The sequence below is a fragment of the Melioribacter sulfuriphilus genome, from assembly GCF_051488685.1.
In the GTDB taxonomy this organism is placed as follows: domain Bacteria; phylum Bacteroidota; class Ignavibacteria; order Ignavibacteriales; family Melioribacteraceae; genus Melioribacter.
In genome coordinates, this window is record NZ_JBPSEH010000006.1 from 216,547 (window position 1) to 239,010 (window position 22,464).

Consider the following 22,464-nt stretch of genomic DNA (forward strand, 5'->3'; position numbering starts at 1 on the left):
TAAATCTTAATTTTTTGTTTGGAAAGAATTAGATATTGCGGAGAGGGCGGGATTCGAACCCGCGGTACCCCGTTAAGAGTACGACGGTTTAGCAAACCGTTGGTTTCAGCCACTCACCCACCTCTCCGAGCTGAAAATACTGCAGCGAAGAATATAACTCGTTCAGATTATTTGTTAATTAATCTGCGAAATGCTTCGCCACTTTTATAACTCTTAATCTGCATCTCTCGCTTGAAAGCCTCTGACTTTGAGTTATACTCTTCTAAGTAAACAATTTTCCAAGGAACAAAAGGCTTAGTCGACCTGACTTTGCCTCGATTATGATCTTTCAATCTTTTTTCATAATTAGCTGTATGACCAATATAATATTTTTCAGTTACTTCGCTTCTTAGTATGTAAACATAAAACATATTTAGCAAACCGTTGGTTTTTCCGCCTGTGGCGGAACCTCGCCTAAAGGCGATGGCAGCCACTCACCCACCTCTCCGAGCTGAAAATACTGCAGCGAAGAATATAACTCGTTCAGATTATTTGTTAATTAATCTGCGAAATGCTTCGCCACTTTTATAACTCTTAATCTGCATCTCTCGCTTGAAAGCCTCTGACTTTGAGTTATACTCTTCTAAGTAAACAATTTTCCAAGGAACAAAAGGCTTAGTCGACCTGACTTTGCCTCGATTATGATCTTTCAATCTTTTTTCATAATTAGCTGTATGACCAATATAATATTTTTCAGTTACTTCGCTTCTTAGTATGTAAACATAAAACATATTTAGCAAACCGTTGGTTTTTCCGCCTGTGGCGGAACCTCGCCTAAAGGCGATGGCAGCCACTCACCCACCTCTCCGAGCTGAAAATACTGCAGCGAAGAATATAACTCGTTCAGATTATTTGTTAATTAATCTGCGAAATGCTTCGCCACTTTTATAACTCTTAATCTGGTTCTCTTGTTTAAAATCTCTCGATTCCGAGTTATAAATATTCTCATTATGAAAAGAACAAGTGAGTTCATATCAGCGCTGCCAATATAATAATCGTATAGTTAAAATAAAAATCTATAATTTAATTTTATCTCCCTGCCAGGCATAAGTATAAATTCTTTTACTGCAGATAAATGTTCCTTATAAGCTGTATCAAAAATATTATCAACTTTAAGTGTAAATATGAGTATATATTTGCCGATTATGAGTTTTGTGCCTGCATAAAAATTAATTAATCCGTATCCCGGCGTTCGCTCTTCAAAAGGACTAACTTTATTTTGATCAGCAGCTAAGTTGAATTGACAACCAAGCCAGTAACTATCTTTAGAATATCGCGGTTCAATTGCAAACCTTAGGGGAGGCATCAATGGTAGATACTCTTTTGTTACTGAGTTTTTTCCTACAGTATAATCATTCATTAAAGTCAACGAAAAATGGGGGGCAAATTCAAATTGTGCTTTGAACTCGTAGCCGTAAACGAAAGCTTTTGTTTGTGTATATGCATAGACAGGGATCCCTGTAGTATTTACAAATTCCATTTCTGAAGGATCATAGTATTGGCCTGTAGGCATTTTGAAAATGTAATCTTCGATTAAATTATAATATAAATTCAATTCTGAATTAACTTGTACTGATTGATATCTTAAACCGAAATCGATCCCCAGATTTTTTTCAGTATCGAGGTTTATATTACCGATATCGAATGTTCCTGTGGCTTCGTGGATAGCGTAAGAGGTTAATTCCTCAATTGTCGGCGAACGGAATGCAGTAGCAAAATTAGAGTAGAAAGATAAATAAGGAGATATTTTTAAAACTAAACCAGCTGACCCACTAAATGTATTAAATATTTTTTGCATGGCGGTAATCGATCTGCCGGATAATTCTGTCTGCGGTATGTCAATTGAATTATATTCATAGCGCAGACCGATTTGAAGAAGTGTTCTACGAATTCTAAATTGTTCAAGGACGAAAAATGCAAGGGACATATAATCGGCGTTGGGCGTAAATGCTTCCTCGCCTTCGACTGTGTATTTTTGATTCTGATACCATAGTCCTATAAGACCTTCTGAATTATTTAAAAGAGGAGTATGTTTAGCAGAAATATCTAGTACATATGATTTTAATCCGAATGCTGTCCCGATTTCATTTGTAACCCTGTTTATTTCCTTGTGATTATAATTTTGATAACCACCTTTTAAGGAAATTTTTTCGAGTACACCTTTCAGGTCACTTAACATATTAAATTTTACTTCTTCTTTATGCATTTCAATACCAATGCTTTCCGGTTCGTCTTCTTCGTTGTGGCTTTCATTGTCTTCTTCATGATGATGTTGATGCATCGGTATGCCGTAATTAAACTCGTAATTTTTATAACCGATGCCTGTCTGTCCAAATTCTGGAATATATGACAGTCCAAACTGGTAGCCGCTGAAATCGAGGTAAGTGTTGTTAACTTTTTTGCCGGTTCCGTCAGTATAATCGCCTGCTTTTCTTTTTGTTAAATTACCGTGAGCCGCAAAATTATTGGTACCGAAATGTAAGTCGAGGCTTGAATTGAATTCATTATTGTTGAAAGAATTTCCAGCTAAAAAATTGCCTTCAAATCCATCAGGTATATAGTCGGGTATCTCTTCTGTAATTATATTGATAACTCCACCAAGAGCATTGCTTCCGTAAATAAGACTTGATGGACCCCGTATAATTTCAATTTTCTCAGGTATAGCTCCATCGCTTGAAACAGCATGGTCGCTCGATGTATTGGACAGGTCGCCCATTCTCAAACCGTTTTCTAAAATCAATATTCTATTATTACTAAATCCTCTTACAACTGGACGAGCGGTAGCTTTGCCATTATAACGCATCGAAATTCCGGGAAGAAAATTCAAGGTTTCACCGATGTTTGTATTTCGTTTAATTTGTAGTTCTAAATTAGCAACGCTCAATGAACTCTGTAACAACTCCTTTGGATCGCTATTAAATGGATTGCCGGTGACTACTACCTCGTTAAGATCAATTGTGACGTCTTCAAGGTATATCATTAATGTTTTCGAGGGGACATAAACTTTTTCTGTTAATGATTTATGCCCTATATAACTGAACCGCAAAGTGTAATTACCTTCTTTTAAATTTCCTAATTCAAAATAACCTTTTTCATCTGTGGATGTACCAGTTTTCAATTCCTGCAAATAGATATTAACGCCTACTAACGGCTCGTTGTTTTTTTTGTCGTAAACATATCCTTTAATTGAGTAGGACTGCGCCTGTATTGCAATAGTGAATAAAAGCATAAAAGAAATGATTAACTCTTTCATTTCAGAGCTCCTTTTTAATTAATTAAGAAAAAAAATAGTGTTGAAATTCAGGAGTTAAACGGTGGAGCTCTCGAGTCGATGGATGAAAGAGATAAAATATGTGGGAACTCTAATACGAGCGTTAAATCAGTATCTAAAACATTATCAAAATTGGGTAAATTGAAATAAGCTATTGATTCGGAGTTAAAATTATAGAGAAGAAAAACTTCAATCGAACAAATGCCATTTTTATCGGCATAAGGATCTACATTTTCATAATGCTTGCCTATAGAAACTTGATTGCTATGTATATTTCTGATATGAGAATGAAAAAAAATTGTCCCTAATATTGAAACATAAAGCGTCAGGCTAAATAATGAGAATATTTTTATAATTTTTTTACCTGGCATAAAGATGTTGCATTTATAGACGTTATATCTTATTTTCTTGCCCTAAAATAAATTATTGGCTGAAAAAAAACAAGGAGGGTTTATGCTATCCGGTGAAGTTTATTATCCATCCAAAGAAGTCATTAAAAATGCCAATATTAAGAACTGGGATGAATTGAACGAGAGGGCAACAAAAGATTACGCAGGTTTCTGGGAAGAAATGGCTAATGAACTTGATTGGTTTGAAAAATGGCAAAAGGTTCTTGATGATTCCAATAAACCATTTTATAAATGGTTTACCGGAGCAAAAACAAATATTGTTTACAATTGTTTGGACCGACATATTAAAACATACAGGCGAAATAAACTTGCGCTTATCTGGGAGGGAGAAGACGGACAATTAAGAACTATGTCGTATTTCGCGCTTCATCGCGAAGTTTGCAAATTTGCCAATGTATTAAAAAGCATGGGTGTGAATAAAGGCGACAGGGTTACAATTTATATGGGACGAATACCGGAAATAATTATTGCCATGTTAGCATCGGCGCGTATTGGGGCAATTCATTCAGTAGTTTATGGAGGTTTTTCCGTTGAATCTCTGGCGGAAAGAATTGAAGACAGTAACTCGAAAGTATTAATCACGGCTGACGGGGCGTTCCAGAGAGGAAAAATTGTTCCTTTAAAACAAATTGCTGACGAAGCACTTCAACGCTGCGGCACGGTTGAACATGTGCTCGTTGTCAAAAGGACTGGACAGGAAATTAACATGGAAGCGGGCAGAGACTTATGGTATCACGACTTAATGAATCTCCCAATTGCCACACAAAATTGTGCTCTCGAAATTATGGATGCTGAAGATCCATTGTTTATTCTCTATACTTCTGGCACAACAGGAAAGCCAAAAGCAATCCTGCATACTCATGGCGGCTATATGGTTGGAGTTTATACCACACTTAAATTTGTATTCGATATTAAAGAAGAAGATAGGTACTGGTGTGCAGCTGATCCTGGCTGGATTACCGGTCATAGTTATATTGTCTATGGCCCGCTTTTGAACGGTACAACTTCATTTGTCTATGAAGGAGCACCAAATTTTCCATATCCAAATCGCTGGTGGCAAATGATAGAAAAATATGGCATTAACATTCTTTATACTGCTCCTACCGCAATCAGAGGTTTAATGAGGTTTGGCGAATCGTGGGTTAAAAGACACAACTTATCTTCGTTGCGATTGTTAGGTACTGTTGGCGAACCAATAAATCCTGAAGCGTGGAAATGGTACTTTAAAGTTGTGGGTAACGAAAAATGCCCCATAATGGATACCTGGTGGCAAACTGAAACAGGGATGTTTATGATAACGCCCATGCCGTCTGTGCCGCTTAAACCTGGATCTGGAACAAGACCATTTCCTGGAATCGAAATGGACATCCTCGATGAAAATGGTAATTCTGTCAAACCGAACGAAGAAGGATATCTTGTTATTAAAACTCCATGGCCGGCTATGTTGCGCACCGTCCATAAGGACCCAGAAAGATATGTCAGTCAATACTGGAGTAAATATCCGGGGTATTATATGACCGGCGACAGCGCGCGTCGGGATGAGGATGGATATTACTGGATTATCGGAAGAGTTGATGACGTTATTAAAGTATCGGGCTATCGACTCGGTACAGCTGAAATCGAAAGTGCTCTTGTTAGTCATCCAGCGGTTGCCGAAGCCGCAGCAATTGGTTTGCCACATGATGTAAAAGGAAACGCAATTTATACTTATGTTATTCTGAAAAACGGATATGAAAAATCGACTGCATTGATCGAAGAATTGAGAAAACATGTTGCCCACGAAGTAGGACCAATAGCTAAACCAGAAAGTATTGAATTTGTCGATTCATTACCCAAAACTCGGAGCGGTAAAATAATGCGCCGTGTATTGAAAGCACGAGCACTGGGTCTTGACCCCGGCAATATTTCGACAATGGAAGAATAATTAGTGTAATATCGTACACAAATTAGTTCGGGATTGTTTAAATTTGCGCTGTAAATTTGAAGGCGCTATGGAAGAAGAGCTTAAATTAGACCCGATTGAAATACGGTATTACAGACTAATAAGATATCTTACCGACTATATCTATTCTGTAAAAGTCGAAAACGGCAAAGCAGTTAAAACCTATCATGGACCTGGTTGTGCAGCTGTTACAGGATACACTTCGGAAGATTATCAAAACGACCCTGAACTCTGGTATAGAATGGTACACCCCGACGACCGACCTGCTGTGTTGAAACAAGCTGAAGACGCTCTCGCAGGAATTGAAGTGAAACCACTCGAGCATCGGATCATCCATCGAGATGGTTCTATTCGATGGGTAAAAAACAGCATCGTTTTGTCGAAAGACGAATTCGGAAACGTAATTTATTACGATGGACTTATTAACGATATAACTGAATTAAAAAAAGCGCAGGAGCTGGCAGAATTGAAACAAAAGCAATTGATCCAGGCAGATAAAATGGTAGCGCTCGGAACAATGGTTAGCGGAATTACTCACGAAATAAATAATCCCAACAATTTCATCCTGTTAAATGCACAGTTCCTTAAAAAAGCTTTCGACGATATCATGCCAGTCCTGAAAGAATATGCAACAATCAACAACGACTATTATGTTGCTGGTATTCCATCGGAAAAGGCTTTTGTAAAAATTACTCAAGCCCTGGATGGAATTATCGAGGGTTCTACGAGAATTGAAAAAATTACAAACAGTTTAAAAGAATTTGCAAAAAAAGATTCCGGACGATTAGATCAACCGGTTGACCTGAATAAGGTGATTGAAAAAGCTGTTATGATTACATCAAATCTCATAAAAAAATCGACAAATAATTTAAAAGTGAATTACAATTATGAAATAGCGAATATAAAAGGCAATTCACAGCAAATTGAACAGGTGATGATCAATCTAATTGCAAACGCATGTCAGGCGTTGCCGGATAAAAATCGCGGTATTGAAATTTCGATCTATCAAAAAGAAAACTTTGTGGCAATTGAAGTTAGAGACGAAGGCACTGGAATTGAACCCGAAAATATTAAGTTCATTTTCGATCCTTTTTTCACGACCAAAAGAAATTCTGGCGGCACAGGTCTGGGCCTCTATGTTTCGTATAATATTATCAAAAATCACGGCGGAGATATTCTTGTGGAAAGCAACGTTGACGGAACCAAATTTACTATTCTTTTGCCGATAAATTAAAAGAGGAAAGATGGGAATAGCAGATTATCCTGAATTACCGATTTTACTGGTCGACGACGAAGAACAGTTCCTCTACAGCGTCGAGACTTCATTAAACTCCGATGGCATTAATAATATTAGACTGCAGCACGACAGTACAAAAGTACTGGATATGCTCGAAAAAGATAAATTCTCGTTGATTGTTCTCGATGTAAATATGCCTGGAATTTCTGGGCTTGAGCTTTTGCCTAAGATCAAAGATCAATTCCCGGAGATACCTGTAATAATTTTAACTGCTCTGAACGATGTTGAGAGTGCTGTCGAAAGTATAAAGTTAGGGGCTTATAATTATATCTTAAAACCTGTAGACAATACCCGTCTGGTTACAACCATCAGAGGAGCGCTTGAATACAGGGAAGTGCTTTCAGAAAATCGACGTTTGAAAGATTATTTACTCAAAGACAAAATCGAAAATCCCGATGCCTTTGAAGAAATTATCACAAAAAGCAAATCGATGCGTTCAATCTTCAAATATATCGAAGCAATTTCAAATTCCCCTTTGCCAGTTTTAATTACCGGCGAAACCGGCGTCGGAAAAGAATTAATTGCCAGGGCAATTCATAAAGTGAGTTCAAGAACCGGCAATTTGATAGCTGTCAATGTTGCAGGTCTCGACGATACATTGTTTTCCGATACCCTCTTCGGTCATAAAAAAGGCGCGTTTACAGGTGCCGAACAGGACCGCAAAGGATTGATCGAACAGGCAGAAAAAGGGACACTCTTTCTTGATGAAATTGGAGATTTAAGTATCGAATCACAGGTTAAATTATTACGGCTCATACAGGATAACAAGTATTATCCGCTCGGTTCAGATCTTCCAAAACAGGCAGATGTTAGAATAATTTGTGCTACTAATCTACAAATCGAAGATTTGAAAGGAAGTAACAAATTCAGAAAAGATCTTTATTACAGACTTCAAACTCATCATATTCACATTCCTCCATTGAGAGAAAGGAAGGAGGACATACCTTTACTTATCGATCATTTTCTTGAAAGAGCAGCAGAAAAACTTAATAAGAAAAAACCAACTCCACCTAAGGAACTCTATACGCTCCTTTCAAATTATCATTTCCCTGGCAATATTAGAGAACTCGAAGGTTTGATATACGATGCCGTTAGTAGACATCGGTTTGGAGTGCTTTCGCTCGACTCGATACGCGATAAAATTTTTTCCAGTATGAAAAAAGATACCCCTCCCGAACAGACAGAAGAAGTTCTCGACAAAATTGTATTCCCCGAAAATTTACCGACGCTCAAAGAAATTGAAGAAGCACTTATTAAAGAAGCACTTAAACGAGCTGACAATAATCAGTCGATAGCTGCACGACTGCTGGGTTTAAGTAGAAGAGCCCTCAATAATAGACTCAGTAGAAAAAAATAATCCGTAATTCTCTCTAAAGGGGTGCCACAAAACTGCAGGTGCCACATTAGTGCAATTCCGTAAGTTATTATTTTTCTATTAGTTACGTCGAAACCTACAAAAATTAGGAAAAAATGTGGCAATACCTAAATACCTAATCTTTTGTTATTTGTGCAGGTTAATAAATTATATACTCTGGCACGGGCTTTGAATTGTTATAAACGAACTATTAACAAGGAGGAAAAAATGAAGCAACTTAATAAAATAGCAGCTGTGCTTTTAGTTACATTTTTGGCAACTAATATCTTTGCGCAGCAGCCGGAATACAAAAAGTTGATTGAAAAAGTCAACGAGCGTTTTCTTTACAATCTGAATGTCGAACATTCGGGAATAGTTGAATCTTCCATCTTCAATATAATGGAGGTCAAAAGCAAATTTCCGAATGAAGATTATAGTAGATTGGTTAGAAAATTATACGAACTGGCTTTAGAAGGAAATACTCCTTCTATCAGATACAAAGCTCAACTGGCAAGTCTCTACTTTAATTTTTATGATATGTTTGCAGATATTAAAATAACAGAAGTAGAAAAGGAAAATCCAGATCTGTTCTTTCATGAAATTTCGAATAAATTGATGAAAATACCAGTAGCAGTAAACAATTAACACCCCCGCCTTATAAAGGCTGTTCCGAACCGACCGGGGAAGTTTTTTAACACAACTTCATAGCCTCCTAGATACATTACCCGGGATTGCTTGGAACAGCCTTTTTTATTTTACTATCCAATTCAATAATGTTATGTAATGAAATTATCATATATTGCATATGCAATATTTATCTGCTTTTAATGAAGAATATAATTTATCACTTTACACTGTTAGCAATAATTTATTCGAACATCGCGGCTCAAAACACAGGTACATTGAGAGGGCTGGTTACCGATTCGACAACTTCTGAGGCGCTGGCTTACTGTAATGTATTTTTGAAAGAATTGGGAATAGGTACGGCAAGCGATTCCAGAGGATATTTCCTGATTCCGTCTATACCAGCAAATCAAAATTTTACTTTGATAATTTCTTATATCGGCTATCATACCAAAAAGATAAATATTAAAATTTCTCCGAATAAAATAACACATTACGACGTTCAACTTTTACCTTCCGAAATTGAACTGCAAGCAATTGAGAAAGTAGAAAAGCTCGTTGAAGAAAGCAGAACGGATATAAGTATACGCAGAATCTTAAGTCGGGATTTAGAATATCTTCCCAAAGGAGTCGAATCCGATTTATTCCGTTCTCTAAAATATCTTTCGGGTGTTCAATCGACCGGCGATGTTTCGGCACGGTTTTATGTAAGAGGCGGGGCAAGCAATCAGAATCTCATTTTAGTCGACGGAATTACACTCTACAATCCATTTCATGCACTCGGGCTTTTCAGTGTAATTGACCCGGATGTTATAAATAATATCGAATTTTATAAAGGTGGATTTGCTGCAAATTACGGAGGACGTATTTCGTCCGTCGTCGATATCAAAACAAACGACGGTAATAAAAATCGATTTGGTGCAAAGGCAAGTGCAAGTTATTTGTCCACCAAATTATTCCTTGAAGGTCCATTGCCTCACGGCTCGTTTTTTTTGAGTGGTAGAAAAAGTTATTCAACCGAAATTCTTAAGAAATTCCTGGATAATCAAAATGTACCGGCGGACTTCTACGATCTATCCTTTAAAATGAATTACTCGAATCAGGATTTTATACCGGGCAGTAAGTTTATTGTGAACGGATTTTTTAGCAGCGATAAAATTGATAATCCGGATCCTACAATAGAAGATTTCGGATGGAAAAATAATTTGTTCGGTTTCAGATGGTTCTTTGTGGGCGATATTCCTCTTTTTCTTGAACTCGGTTTATCTTTAAGCAATTTCCAGGGCGAAGTTTTACCGCAGTTGAGCTCACTCAGTAAATCGAGAAATGAAATTAACGATATTTCGATGAAAATGGATCTGACTTATATTTTCAATTCAAAGGACGAGTTGGGTGTAGGATTTCATATTAATCAAATAAATACAAATTTGTTTATTGAAAACAGGATTGACGAGGATACAGATATTAATAACAAAGGCACAGATATTTCACTTTACACCAAATATAAAATCTTGAGATTCGATAACTTCGCAATTGATGCGGGGCTCCGATTTAATCTTGCATCGGTTTCACCAAACAAAGAGAAAATCTTTATTGAACCAAGATTAAATGCATTTTATACATTCTGGAATTTTCTGACGGTTAAAGGCGCGTGGGGCATTTATCAACAAACATTGACAACGGTCTCAGATGAAGACGAAATTATAAATATATTCGAACCATGGATTATTACTCCAGCGTATCTTCCGCCGGCAAAAGCTATGCATGCAATATTTGGTGTTGAGTTTGATAACGGAAATTTCTGGAAATTCGGCGTTGAATCGTACTATAAAACTGTGAATAACTTGCCAGTATTAAACAAAGATAAAATTTATGCGACGGACAACGATTTTAAAGCAGGTGAGGGTGAATCGTATGGTCTGGAAGTTAACGCATCGATCACAACATCGAGTGTCAAACTAACCACTTCTTACACACACGCTTATGCCTACAAAGTAATCGACGGGAAAAGATATTATCCGCGTTACGATACACGACATAATTTTAATGTTATGCTGGACATCGATTTTGGTAATAGCTGGCATACAAGTATTATATGGGTTTACTCATCAGGTCTTCCTTTTACTGAAATTCTCGGTTATTACGACAAACTTTATCTCGATAATTTCTTCGATTCGTGGAATTACAATGATCCCCGAAAACCTTATACATTAATTGGCATTCAAAATCTTGGAAGATTACCAGACTATCACAGACTCGATTTAAATATTTCTAAAAAGTTCATTTTTCCTTTTATGAATTTATACCTCGATTTCAATATTGTTAATCTTTACGACAGAGCTAATATTTTTTATTTCAAAAAGGATACCGGGGAAAGAGTCAATATGCTGCCGTTTCTTCCCACTTTCTCACTTAAGGTGGAATTATGAAAATGAAATTTTTTTATTTGATGTTGATTTTATTCATGCTAACTATTCTATCTTGCAACGATGCCTTCAACCCATACGGAGATTTAAAAGAAAAATATGTTCTGAATTGCATTGTTAGAGCCGATACAAATTATCAGGTGGCGTTATTATCGAAAAGTTACATCTCAGAAAATTTTGATCCATACTCTAATACGGAGGATAAATCGATACAAAATGCACTGGTCAGGTTATGGAGTGGAAATGACAATGTCGTAATTCTGAAAGATACGATTGTTGAGCGCGCGCCTGATGACAAATACAAATCTCCTTACAGAATTTATTATGCTGAGAATTTTAAACCAGTAGCCGGTCAGCCGCTTGAAATCGAAGCAATACTTCCTGACGGAAGGGTTTTATCTTCGTCCACAACAGTTCCTCAACAAATAACATTCAGCGGAGCTTTGTCGGATACTCTTATTCCTCCCAAAAAAGGTGATTACATTCAGGTCGTCTGGAACAGCAATCAAACCAAACCGGTCTTTGTGGTAAGATTGGGTATTTACTATTTTAAGCACGAAGGCGGTACGAAAAAAAGATATATTTATGTGGTGCCGCACAGTTATGTCGAATACGAGGGCAAATTTGTACCTGACTATCCGGAGCCAATAACTCAAAGTCGTTTCAGTTATGATATGACAACAATTGATAAAGCGATGAAACTTCTTTCGGAAGGAGAATCTGACAAGAGCAAATTTGAAATACTGAGTTGCATTCTGGAGGTAATTGCACTCGACGAAAATTTGAGCATTTACTACAACACCACCGCAAATGCCGACAATGCTTTTTCCGTAAAACTCGACGAAAAAGATTATTCAAATATTAAAGGTGGATATGGCGTTTTTGGTGCTTATAATCGGAATTACTATGTACTCCGATTTACACACGATTATATCAGGTCATTTGGTTACATACCAGGATTGAAAGAATGAAAAGTTTCATCAAATTATTGTCAGCTTTACTGCTGCTCAACATTTTTATTTCATGCAATAGGGAAGTTTACACAGGTTCAACAGAACCACTAATTTTATCTAAAAGCAAGGTAATTCTGGATAGTAAACCGGATTCAGCTCTTATTTATATCGACGGCAAAAATTCGGGATTTGTAACTCCCGACACTATTAAAGGATTGTCAGAAGGTTTGCACTATGTTACTTTGAAAAAAGACTTGTTCAAAGATACAACTTTTGCAGTCCAACTTGGTTATGCTGAAAGTAAGTCTATTTATATTGACTTTTATCAGAATCCAATAAATTTCGGAACTATTTATGTTAATAGTAATCCGGCTGGAGCTTTAATTTATCTGAATAACAAAAATACCGGATTCGTAACACCAAAATATATAACTGATTTATTAGTAGGTGAATATAAATTGAGGTGCGATTTGCCACTGCATCGTTCAGATAGTACAATTGTAAAGGTAACTTATAATAAAATACAATACGTTAATTTCAAGCTGGACGATACAAGTAAATGGGTTAATTATAATCTCAGTAATTCAGATTTGACAAGCAACCACCTTTCTTGCCTGGCTGTAGATGCTAATAATGTTTGGGTCGGAACAAGAGACAAAGGAATTGTAAGGATTCACGGTAATAAATTTGACATTTTTCAGACATCAAATTCTCAGCTCAAATATAACTTTATCAATCATCTTTACATACACAACAATGAATTGTACGTGGCGACAAGTGGCAGCCTTCAAAAATACGACGGTGTATCGTGGGTCGACCTTACTTCAAAATTACCCGATTCATACGTTACCAGCATTATTTTCGATAAGAATGATGTAATGTGGATCGGTACTCAAAAAGGTTTGGTAAGATACGATGGAACGGTCTGGAAAATTTTTGATAGAAGCTCCGGAATGTCGAGCGATTTTGTAACTGGAATTGCAGTTGACAATTTTAATAACATCTGGGTGGCAACAAACAGCGCTGGAGTAAATATGTATGACGGCAACAAATGGAAAGTTTATGATATGTCGAATATGAATCTAAGTGAAAATCTTGGAAATTCAATAAAAGATATTGCGTGTGATAAAGAAGGTTATGTTTATGTGGCTCATGTCTGTAGCCCCGAAAAAGGCGAATTAGGGGGATTGACAAGATTCAAAAACGGCACCTGGGAACAGGTGGAGCTTGTCGGCGTGCCCTCGAATTTTGTTGAGTCAATTTATATAGACGAGGAAGGGAATAAATGGATCGGTACTAAAAACGGATTGACTAAATTCAGAACCAATCCTTTAGACGGATATTTCTTTAATACCTCGAATTCAAAATTGCTTGCAAGCCAGGTCGTCGATATCAAAATTGCTGCCGACGGTAATTTGTGGATAGCTACTTTTGGAGGAGGACTGGCAAAAGTAAAAAAGGGTAACTTTTAAATTTATTCGGTTACCCTATAAACTGAATCCAGTAAAGTCCCATCTACCCACTTAACGACGGCAACTACTTTTCGTCTGTCGATTCTGGGCTTTTCAGGTTTACCGCATATTTCATATACTTCTTTTTGAATTTCGGCAATTGAACGTATTGGCAGAGAACTATTCTTTACTTTTTTTATTAAATCAGTTCTCTTTGGATTAATAGCAATACCACGTTCTGTAATTACGACATCGATTAAATCTCCTGGACCGCACAATGTTGTTACATTGTCGACAATTATAGGAATCCTGTCTCTGAAAGATGGCACTGCCAAAATCGTGCAACCCGCATAAAGACAATTCTGCCATCCACCTATTCCATGCAATAATAATCCATCTGAATGCGTGACTACATTGGCATTGAAATTTATATCTACCTCTGTTGCTCCTAAAACAACGGCGTCTACCATCGATGCAAAATTCCCTTTGCCATGAAAATTATAACTCGTAAATGGAGAGGTCATAATGTGCCTGGGATTTTCTCTCATAGAACGTACGCCTTCCAGATCAAATGTTTGACCATCGAGGATGTAATCAGTCAAACCTTCTTCGAGTAATTCTACTAAATATTTAGTTGAACCACCTCTAACAAATCGTGCTTTAATATTTTTTTGTTTCATTTTTTCTTTTAGAAATGGTATAAATGCCAGACTTGTACCGCCAGCGCCGGCCTGGAACGAAAATCCGTCTCTTAAAATTCCTGCTACGTCCATAAATTCTGCCACATATTCGGCTATTAGAAGTCGATCTGGACTTTTAGTTATTTCAGTCGTACCGCTTACTATTTTAGAAGGATCGCCTATTGTATCAACGACCACGACATAATCGACATTGTTGCCAGAAATTTGCCATGGTGTACAGGGGAAATCAACAAGATTATCGGTGACAATTATTACTTTATCTGCATAGATCGAGTCTGCCAGCGCAAATCCCAAACCGCCGCAAGCAGATTTTCCGTATAATCCGTTAGCATTTCCAAACATATCCGCTGCAGGAGCGGCAATTACCGCAATATCAATATGTACTTCGCCATCCTGGATTGCCTGATACCTTCCGCCGTGAGAACGTAAGACACCGGTTCCTTTCATCTTTCCCATACTGGCGTATTTCCCCAGCGGTCCGTTTAATGAACCTTCAATATGGTGAATTGTTCCGTCCTCAAGATACTTGATTAAATATTCATGGCAGGGGAAAGATGCGCTCGGAAACCATGTAATATTTTTGATGCCCATTGAATGGACAACATCGAATAAGTAATTTGTAACCATATCGCCGTTTCGAAGGTGATGATGGGTTGAAATTGTCATGCCGTCTTTTAATCCCGACAATTCGAGAGCTTTCTTCAAGTTTCGTACAACTTTATTGCCGTCTTTAGGATAATCCGCACAGGAGGGAATGGGTGGAGCGGCTTTTCTGCCTTTTGGTTCGTATTTATCGATGCCTTTAAATGGTACCTGCTTTATTCCGTTTACATACAACGGTACATATCTACCAACTTTGTTTTTTATCATTTTCATAGCTCTTCTAAATTTAGTTTTGCTGATTCTAATATTTTTAATGCCCGCTTGACTACAGGGGGATCAATCATTTTACTTCCTATTGAAATAACACTAAGATTTTTTCTTTTAGCTTCGTTGTATGCCTCTACTATTATTCTTGCCTTTTCAATTTCAGAAGGAGTTGGTGCAAAAGCTTGATGAACGATTTTTATCTGTCTTGGATGTATACATCCTTTGCCTTCGAATCCGAGAGCTTTCGATTCCAGGCAACTCTTTAGAAGACCCTCTGTATTCCCAACGTCTGAATAAACAGAATCGATGGCTTGAATACCAGCAGCTCTGGCAGCATTTACTATTGTAGAGCGTGCATAAAAACTTTCTAAACCCGCTTCTGTTCTTTGAACGCCAATGTCCGCTGTATAATCTTCGAGACCAATAGTTAAGGCACATATACTTGTAGATGCCGAAGCAATTTCGTATGCATTGATAACGCCCATTGCGCTTTCTATAATCGGCATTAGAAAAATATCATTATGAATATTTTTTTCTTTCTTAATGGACGTGATTTCTTCTTCAATTTTTAAGACAGTCTCTTTAGATTCACATTTGGGAATAAGAATTACATGAACGTTATGTGGAACAATCGATTTTAAATCTTCGATACCAAGTGGAAGTTGATTTATCCTGACCATCTTTTCGGCGCCGTAAAAATTGAGAGCACGCAATGCATTTCTTACCAAAATTCGAGCTGCATCTTTTTCGGAAGGATGTACGCTGTCTTCGAGATCGAGAATAATTCCATCAGGTTTATGAAGTCCCGCATTGATATGAAACTTCGGTTCGTTGCCGGGTAAATAAAGTCGGCTTCTTCTTATTCTGTCTTTTGAAGTCGGTGTAATTAATTCTTTTTTAAGAGGGAAGAGAAATTCTCTCGTTTCATTTTTGAAAATTCTTTTATATGCGGTTTCGAATCGTGCAGCTATTGTATAAGGAAGAGCTCCGAAATCTTCAATCTCAATTTCAGCGCCGTTTAAATCGTAAAACGCTGAAATTTTGCGAAGCAATTTTTCGATGTCAACGCTGTAGAGTTTTTCAACTTTGCTTTTCAATTTAATGGTTAATTTTCTACTTCGATGTAATTTTTTTATTGTTATATGACAGTCCGAACGTGTTTTATCGGACCTGTTACCAGCCGAAGCTATATCGGATACAATTTGTGTTTTCATAGAACTACACAATTAAGTTATTCATGAATTTAGTTGCTTCCATCTTTTCACAATTATAAACAAGCTCTTTTATTTCTTTTTGTTTTTGAGTGCTCAATACTTTTGAAGAAAGACTATTGAATTTTGTCTCCAGTTCATCGTCGGTCATCGGATTTTGGGGATGTCCTTTGGGATATTCGAGATATTCTGAATATTCTTTCCCGTCTTTAGTAACAATACTAACTTTTGATGGTTGTTTTTCGGGAAACAATTTTTCAAATTCATGCGATGCTACTCCCTCAATTTTATCAATAATCGACCATATACGCGGGTCTTTGATTTTTTCTTCCGAAAATGAATCGGTTGTAATTTTCCTGTCGACTATTGCCACGGCAATACAGTAAGGCAATGAATGGTCGGCTGTTTCTCTCGATTTCGGTTTGTATTTCTGCGGATCGAACAGGATATCGCAAACGCGCGCAATTGTTGTAACAGTTATCTTTTCAATTTCTTCGGGTTGAATGTCATATTTGTTTACAATCGATAGAACAGCGGAAATGTGGGTGTGAGTTAATGCTTCGGTAGGAAAAGCTTTCATGCTGCATTCGAGGATTTTATATCTTGTCCCTAAGTCGTTAAAAAGATTTTCAATCTTCCATTGCCATTCGCCGTAACTTTCCAAACCAGGTATAGAGACTGGTTTACTTTTTCTCGATTTATAATCCCAGCCGAGCATGCAATCGAATAGACCTTCCTTACCTTCGAAAATAAATTCAGGTCCGCTGAAGCCCTCTTTGGCAAGGAAACTGGAGATTACTCCGTTAAAAACAGCCATTGGATCCACTGTATTTTTCATCATCGATAGTTGTCCCGAAGCCGGCGCACCAGAAGTAAAATTATGAGAACCGTTAATGCCGATAGCATTTACCATCTGATCGACGTCCAGATTGAGCAACTTACCTGCGACTATAGGTGAAACAAACTGAGTTAAAGTGGCATGGTGCCATTTGCGTTCTCTAATACCTGGGAAAGCAATTTCGCAAAGACGTTGTTCGAATTCGTATCCCAGTACTATTGCAGTCAAAACAGATTTCATGCTAGCGTTCGAAAATTCCCCGACAGCCAGCGCTGCGGGAATCAAATCCGACGGATGCGACGGATCTTGTTTCCAGTAAATGTCGTTAAAGTCGAGTGACCGAATCATTTGAGAATTTACAAAAGCAGCATGAGCCGATGGAAGTTTGTCACCGAAAGCTATAACCGTTGATTCCTGCCTTCCGCCGATATTTCGAAAATAATTCCTTATGATATTAACGTCTTTAGTTTCGTAAGCACCGTATGCGCATCCGATTGAATCGTACAAATAACGCTTGGCTTCGTAAATAACCTCTGCCGGTATGTCTTCGTATTTTAAATCAATGGCAAATTCGGAAATAATTCGTGAAACGGATTTTTCCATAATATATTCCTTATGTAATTAATAATTGAAGATATAGCGAAAGCGAAGGATTATTTATTTTGCCAGTTGGTTTCGTATAGCTTGGGGAGGTTTAGGTAAGGATAATAATTTTTTGAAGTTATTTTTCTTAGTTTATGCATAATTACTTATGCTTTTCTTTTGCATTAAATTATCACTTTTATTTCTAAAAGAAAAGCGATAAAGAATAATTCGATATACTTAACTCTCCAGATTTTTCTTAATCCAATTTTCAAGACCTCCTGAAACAATTAATTCTTGAGCTGCAATACCGACTGGAGAAATATTATAAATTTTATCTCCCGCAATTAATCTCGAATTGACAAAATCAACCTTGGCAATAATATTGGTTCTAATTGTATTTTTCTTATTGCCTTCGAACATCTTTTTTAAGTCATTTACAAGTTGAGGGCAATCGATGGCAAGAAAGCCATTGTTGATTGCATTGCGTTTGTAAGTATCGCTGAAAGAACCTGCAATAACCAGACGAATTCCTTTGTATTTAAGAGCTGTGGCAGCCTGTTCGCGTGAGCTTCCTGTTCCGAAGTTGAAGCCTCCGACGAGAAGATCGCCTTCCTTTACAATATTTCTGAAATCGGGGTCATAATTTTCCATCACAACATTTGCTTGATCCTGAGGCGTCATATCGTCGTTGTAAGTATATTTGCCAGGATAAATACCATCCGTGTTTAAATTATCTTGAGGACAAAAGATCAGTTTGCCTTTTATTTCTGCTGGAAAACCTTCAATAATATCAATCTGTTGAGATTGAATTTCCGGGCGTGAGTTTATTTTAATTGATCCGACAATAGAATTCTTTGTTTCGGCAATATCATAACTGATAAAACCGTTGATAGCAGAATGCGCCACGACAGCAGGCGAGGCCAGATATGCAAATGCATTTGGCGAACCCATTCGTCCTTTGAAGTTTCTATTTGTTGCAGAAATGCCCACTTCGCCGTCTTCGAGCAATCCGGTACCCAAGCCAATACAGGGGCCGCAACCTGGTGGAAGGGGAATAGCACCGGCATCTAATAAATTTTGCCAGTATCCTCTTTGTTCGCTTTCTTTTTGAATTTCGCTTGATGCCGCCGCAATATAAAACTTCACATGAGGAGCAATCTTTTTCCCCTTTACAATTTTTGCCGCTTCTTCAATGTCTTCCAGTCTTGAGTTTACGCACGATACAAGATAAGCTTTATCAATTTTTACTTTCTTTTTCATTAGTTCGGAAACGGAAGAATATTTCTTTACGCTGTTGGGACCTGAGACGACAGGCTCAATCGACGAGAGGTCAATCGTTAGTTCTTTAGAATAAAAGGCATCGTTGTCTGGTGTGAGTTCGGAAAGGTTTTTCTCGAGTTCTTTGAGCCTTTCTTTGTTTAATCTCGGATTCCTCCCGTTGCCGTCGGCATCGGAAGGTACCCCTTCTGGGCCTCTCTTTTCAATATAATCGATTCTTTTATTCAACCAATTCAGAGTTATCTCGTCAATGGGAAAAAGACCTACAACTGCTCCCCATTCGGTGGTCATATTTGCAATTGAGAGTCTCTGGTCAATCGACAATTCGCTTATCCCGTCGCCTGTAAATTCTACTGCGCAATTCAATACTTCGTCGTTATTAAAATAGCCGCAAAGAGCGATAATTACGTCCTTGCCCGTAACACCTTTTGAAAGTTTACCTTTTAATACAACTTTAACGGTTTGTGGAACCTGCCACCAGGTTTTCCCGGTTGCCCAAATTGAAGCGGCGTCTGTTCTGACAATTGGAGTGCCAAGGCACCCGATTCCACCGTACATATTTGAATGACTATCGGATGCAACGACCATTGTACCTGGAAATGCATAACCTTCTTCGATCATGATCTGGTGTCCTATGCCTCTTCCAGCTGGATAAAAATCGGCCCCCATTTCTTTTGCAAATGATTCGATGCGTCTGTATTTATTTAGATTCTTTTCGTCTTTGTTTTGGATATCATGGTCGAGTGTGATAACAACCTGCCGCGGATTGGCAAGTTTTGTTGCCCCGATAGATCTAAATTTGGGTATTACTGCTCCAGTATTATCGTGCGTCATTACGTATGCCGGTTGTATTGTAATATAATCTCCTGCACGTATTTTCTGCGCCTGTTTTAAACCAATTGCATGCTTCTGTGCAATTTTTTCAACTAATGTTTGGGGCATTTTTACTCCACTACAATTTTACTAAGCAAATATATCTTAATCTGCATAAATCTTTTCTCAATTATTTTTAAAAGGCTCGAATGATACAAAGTCGGCATGATGTACAATAATTGCTTCGACAGATCTTTTTCCGAGATCTCCTTCTTTTGAATGATAAGCAATAATGTGAAGAACTTCAGGTGGCAATCCGAAACGATCTGCTATTGCTACACCGCTAAAAGGATGTCGTAATAATTCGCCAGCTTTGCTTGTTCCAAGTTTGCCGTCCTTTTTCGTGTATTCTAATAATTTTCCAACATCAATTAAAATTGCTCCGGCAATCAAAAAATCCATATTGATATTGATTTCATCGCCGAAATTCTTCTTCATTCTGCTGGCTATATCGACGGCGAGTTGCACGCATGTTCTTTTGTGATTAATAAAAGAAATATTACAGTCCTTAATTAATAGAGAAAAAGGGATCTCGTGTAAATCCTGTATTGTTAGTTCCGAACTCTCCAGTGCATATTTCCAGCACTCTATCACTTTATCTCTAAGTGATAAGTCGTTAATTAAATTTACTTCTGGCCATAAAATAATTATTTCGTCTTTATTCATATCCTTTATTTTGATGTTGAAGGCTCAGCATTTGTTCTAAGCATAGTAAAAGCCTGCAATGCCAGCATTATAGCGAGTACGAAAAGAAATATCGATACTGTAGCAAGTAAATAGTTATTTATGAGCAAGTTATTATAAAAGAGCATAGCAAGTGCAGACAAAGTAACAGAGAACATGAATATCATGGGAATGAGAGTAAAATAATAATTTATTTTAAGATTGATAACCCAGACGGTAACTGCAAGGAGTGCAATTGCGGCTAAAAGTTGATTTGCGCTGCCGAAGACGGGCCATATGTTCATACTCTGTCCGCTCATCGTCAATAGTCCTCCGGCCAATACAGTTATTGTGGTTGCAAAATATCTATTTGATGTAACGCTGTTTTGGGGGATTTGTTGTTCTACTTCGAAGAATTCCTGAAATGCATAACGCGCAAGTCTGGTAGCGGTATCAAGAGAAGTTAATGCAAAAGCGGCGACGGCAAGAGCGGCAAAACTCGATGCGTGTGCCTCATCAACACCGAGTAAGGGAATATTGCTAATGAATTTTGCAATTCCAGTTGAAAAGGCGGTAACGGCGCCTTTTTCGTTTAATAATTGAATAAAATGATTCTGATCCAGTGAGGCAACCGATAATAATGAAAGAACTGCCAGCACGCCTTCGATAAGCATTCCACCGTAACCAATTAGTTTTGCGTCGGTTTCTTTGTCGAGTTGCTTTGCAGTAGTTCCGCTACTAACTATCGAATGAAAACCACTAATTGCACCGCATGCAACTGTTACAAAAAGAGCGGGGAAGAGATAGCCGATTTGGTCGACTTTAAAATTCGTAACTGGTGCAAGATGAACTTCGGGCATTGTGAAAATCAATCCCACAATACCGCCAATCATCAGTGCATAGAGTAAAAATGAATTAAGATAATCGCGCGGCTGTAGCAATATCCACACTGGCGTTACAGATGCAAAAAAGATATAGACGAGTAAAATTAAATTCCAGGTTTGATTATCAAGAAGCAATGGGAATTGATTCCCAATGTAAATAGCAATTATCAATAATAATATTCCGATAGCTGACGAAAAAATTAAAGGCATTTTAATACGGTAAGAAATTAGACCGAACCCAATTGCAATGAAGATAAATAAAATCGATGAAGTTCCAGCCGAAGGAATGCTGTTGAATGTATTGGAAACAATAATTGTAAAAACAGCAATAACGAGAATCAACGTAGACCATGTGAACAGGAGGAATAGTTTTTTGCCGTTTAGGCCAATATAATTTTCGATAACCTGACCAATTGTTTTGCCTTTATGGCGAATTGATGCAATTAAAGAAGTGTAGTCGTGCACTCCTCCAATAAAAGTGGAGCCGACGAGAATCCAGATATAAACCGGAACCCAGCCAAAACTTGCAGCAATTATGGGACCTACAATCGGACCGGCGCCTGCAATCGATGCAAAATGATGTCCTAACAAAACAGGAGGTTTAGTAGGAACGTAGTCAACTCCGTCGTAAAGATCATGTGACGGAGTAGTATGTTTTCCATCGATCGAAAATATATTGGAAATATAACTCCCATATACCCGATAAGCGAATGAAAAGAGAATTATTGCAAACGCAATTAAAATGATACCACTCATTTTACACCCAAGTTAAATGGCACTTTATATCTTAAAAT

Annotated in this window: 17 protein-coding genes and 1 tRNA gene; 7 read left to right on the forward strand and 11 right to left on the reverse strand. The window is 37.6% G+C overall.

Annotated features, from left to right (window positions below):
* Positions 1 to 38 precede the first annotated feature (38 nt).
* From ACSSV9_RS09920 to ACSSV9_RS09940, 5 genes are all read right to left on the reverse strand, one after another.
* A tRNA-Ser gene (locus tag ACSSV9_RS09920) sits at positions 39 to 127 on the reverse strand.
* Positions 128 to 167: 40 nt separating this feature from the next.
* Positions 168 to 473: a GIY-YIG nuclease family protein gene (locus ACSSV9_RS09925; RefSeq protein WP_437347097.1), complete on the reverse strand. Its 306-nt coding sequence runs from the start codon at positions 471 to 473 to the stop codon at positions 168 to 170.
* Between the two features lie 54 nt (positions 474 to 527).
* Positions 528 to 833 (reverse strand): GIY-YIG nuclease family protein, encoded by a 306-nt coding sequence (locus ACSSV9_RS09930; RefSeq protein ID WP_437347097.1) that lies wholly within the window; start codon positions 831 to 833, stop codon positions 528 to 530.
* A 209-nt stretch (positions 834 to 1,042) separates the two neighbouring features.
* Positions 1,043 to 3,292, reverse strand: a complete 2,250-nt coding sequence (locus tag ACSSV9_RS09935) for a TonB-dependent receptor (RefSeq protein ID WP_437347098.1) — start codon at positions 3,290 to 3,292, stop codon at positions 1,043 to 1,045.
* Positions 3,293 to 3,339: 47 nt separating this feature from the next.
* Positions 3,340 to 3,681, reverse strand: coding sequence for a hypothetical protein (locus tag ACSSV9_RS09940; RefSeq protein WP_437347099.1), 342 nt, complete (start codon positions 3,679 to 3,681; stop codon positions 3,340 to 3,342).
* Between the two features lie 82 nt (positions 3,682 to 3,763).
* Between ACSSV9_RS09940 and acs the strand changes: the two genes are divergently transcribed.
* The 7 genes from acs (at position 3,764) to ACSSV9_RS09975 (ending at position 13,788) form a co-directional block, all read left to right on the forward strand.
* On the forward strand, positions 3,764 to 5,644 hold the full coding sequence (acs, locus tag ACSSV9_RS09945) for an acetate--CoA ligase (RefSeq protein ID WP_437347100.1): 1,881 nt from the start codon (positions 3,764 to 3,766) through the stop codon (positions 5,642 to 5,644).
* 67 nt (positions 5,645 to 5,711) lie between these two features.
* Positions 5,712 to 6,896, forward strand: a complete 1,185-nt coding sequence (locus ACSSV9_RS09950) for a sensor histidine kinase (RefSeq protein WP_437347101.1) — start codon at positions 5,712 to 5,714, stop codon at positions 6,894 to 6,896.
* Between the two features lie 10 nt (positions 6,897 to 6,906).
* On the forward strand, positions 6,907 to 8,316 hold the full coding sequence (locus tag ACSSV9_RS09955; RefSeq protein WP_437347102.1) for a sigma-54-dependent transcriptional regulator: 1,410 nt from the start codon (positions 6,907 to 6,909) through the stop codon (positions 8,314 to 8,316).
* Between the two features lie 225 nt (positions 8,317 to 8,541).
* A complete protein-coding gene (locus tag ACSSV9_RS09960) occupies positions 8,542 to 8,958 on the forward strand; it encodes a hypothetical protein (RefSeq protein WP_437347103.1) in 417 nt (138 codons plus the stop codon).
* Between the two features lie 182 nt (positions 8,959 to 9,140).
* Entirely contained in the window at positions 9,141 to 11,366 is a 2,226-nt protein-coding gene (locus ACSSV9_RS09965; RefSeq protein WP_437347104.1) for a TonB-dependent receptor, read from the forward strand.
* The gene (locus ACSSV9_RS09970; RefSeq protein WP_437347105.1) at positions 11,363 to 12,334 is read left to right on the forward strand and encodes a DUF4249 domain-containing protein; all 972 of its coding nucleotides are present in this window, start codon (positions 11,363 to 11,365) and stop codon (positions 12,332 to 12,334) included. Before ACSSV9_RS09965 ends, ACSSV9_RS09970 begins: the two co-directional genes overlap by 4 nt.
* On the forward strand, positions 12,331 to 13,788 hold the full coding sequence (locus ACSSV9_RS09975; RefSeq protein WP_437347106.1) for a two-component regulator propeller domain-containing protein: 1,458 nt from the start codon (positions 12,331 to 12,333) through the stop codon (positions 13,786 to 13,788). The genes ACSSV9_RS09970 and ACSSV9_RS09975 overlap by 4 nt, the downstream gene beginning before the upstream one ends.
* Positions 13,789 to 13,790: 2 nt before the next feature.
* On the opposite strand, the gene citF is transcribed toward ACSSV9_RS09975, so the two are convergent.
* From citF to ACSSV9_RS10005, 6 genes are all read right to left on the reverse strand, one after another.
* Positions 13,791 to 15,344 (reverse strand): citrate lyase subunit alpha, encoded by a 1,554-nt coding sequence (citF, locus tag ACSSV9_RS09980; RefSeq protein WP_437347107.1) that lies wholly within the window; start codon positions 15,342 to 15,344, stop codon positions 13,791 to 13,793.
* Positions 15,341 to 16,552: an aldolase/citrate lyase family protein gene (locus ACSSV9_RS09985; protein WP_437347108.1), complete on the reverse strand. Its 1,212-nt coding sequence runs from the start codon at positions 16,550 to 16,552 to the stop codon at positions 15,341 to 15,343. The genes citF and ACSSV9_RS09985 overlap by 4 nt, the downstream gene beginning before the upstream one ends.
* 4 nt (positions 16,553 to 16,556) lie before the next feature.
* On the reverse strand, positions 16,557 to 17,990 hold the full coding sequence (locus tag ACSSV9_RS09990; protein ID WP_437347109.1) for an MmgE/PrpD family protein: 1,434 nt from the start codon (positions 17,988 to 17,990) through the stop codon (positions 16,557 to 16,559).
* A gap of 219 nt (positions 17,991 to 18,209) precedes the next feature.
* On the reverse strand, positions 18,210 to 20,192 hold the full coding sequence (lysF, locus tag ACSSV9_RS09995; RefSeq protein ID WP_437347110.1) for a homoaconitase: 1,983 nt from the start codon (positions 20,190 to 20,192) through the stop codon (positions 18,210 to 18,212).
* A gap of 57 nt (positions 20,193 to 20,249) precedes the next feature.
* Complete coding sequence (locus ACSSV9_RS10000) at positions 20,250 to 20,789, reverse strand: HD domain-containing protein (protein ID WP_437347111.1); 540 nt, start codon at positions 20,787 to 20,789, stop codon at positions 20,250 to 20,252.
* Between the two features lie 5 nt (positions 20,790 to 20,794).
* A complete protein-coding gene (locus ACSSV9_RS10005) occupies positions 20,795 to 22,426 on the reverse strand; it encodes a carbon starvation CstA family protein (protein ID WP_437347112.1) in 1,632 nt (543 codons plus the stop codon).
* Between the last annotated feature and the right edge of the window lie 38 nt (positions 22,427 to 22,464).

What these genes read in the sequence shown, in the direction of transcription:
- ACSSV9_RS09985 (WP_437347108.1), bottom strand. Translation starts at nt 16,552, where the DNA reads ATGAAAACACAAATTGTATCCGATATAGCTTCGGCTGGTAACAGGTCC.
- ACSSV9_RS09955 (WP_437347102.1), top strand. Translation starts at nt 6,907, where the DNA reads ATGGGAATAGCAGATTATCCTGAATTACCGATTTTACTGGTCGACGAC.
- lysF (WP_437347110.1), bottom strand. Translation starts at nt 20,192, where the DNA reads ATGCCCCAAACATTAGTTGAAAAAATTGCACAGAAGCATGCAATTGGT.
- ACSSV9_RS09935 (WP_437347098.1), bottom strand. Translation starts at nt 3,292, where the DNA reads ATGAAAGAGTTAATCATTTCTTTTATGCTTTTATTCACTATTGCAATA.
- ACSSV9_RS09960 (WP_437347103.1), top strand. Translation starts at nt 8,542, where the DNA reads ATGAAGCAACTTAATAAAATAGCAGCTGTGCTTTTAGTTACATTTTTG.
- ACSSV9_RS10000 (WP_437347111.1), bottom strand. Translation starts at nt 20,789, where the DNA reads ATGAATAAAGACGAAATAATTATTTTATGGCCAGAAGTAAATTTAATT.
- ACSSV9_RS09950 (WP_437347101.1), top strand. Translation starts at nt 5,712, where the DNA reads ATGGAAGAAGAGCTTAAATTAGACCCGATTGAAATACGGTATTACAGA.
- ACSSV9_RS09975 (WP_437347106.1), top strand. Translation starts at nt 12,331, where the DNA reads ATGAAAAGTTTCATCAAATTATTGTCAGCTTTACTGCTGCTCAACATT.
- citF (WP_437347107.1), bottom strand. Translation starts at nt 15,344, where the DNA reads ATGAAAATGATAAAAAACAAAGTTGGTAGATATGTACCGTTGTATGTA.
- ACSSV9_RS09965 (WP_437347104.1), top strand. Translation starts at nt 9,141, where the DNA reads ATGAAGAATATAATTTATCACTTTACACTGTTAGCAATAATTTATTCG.
- ACSSV9_RS09940 (WP_437347099.1), bottom strand. Translation starts at nt 3,681, where the DNA reads ATGCCAGGTAAAAAAATTATAAAAATATTCTCATTATTTAGCCTGACG.
- acs (WP_437347100.1), top strand. Translation starts at nt 3,764, where the DNA reads ATGCTATCCGGTGAAGTTTATTATCCATCCAAAGAAGTCATTAAAAAT.
- ACSSV9_RS09990 (WP_437347109.1), bottom strand. Translation starts at nt 17,990, where the DNA reads ATGGAAAAATCCGTTTCACGAATTATTTCCGAATTTGCCATTGATTTA.
- ACSSV9_RS09970 (WP_437347105.1), top strand. Translation starts at nt 11,363, where the DNA reads ATGAAAATGAAATTTTTTTATTTGATGTTGATTTTATTCATGCTAACT.
- ACSSV9_RS10005 (WP_437347112.1), bottom strand. Translation starts at nt 22,426, where the DNA reads ATGAGTGGTATCATTTTAATTGCGTTTGCAATAATTCTCTTTTCATTC.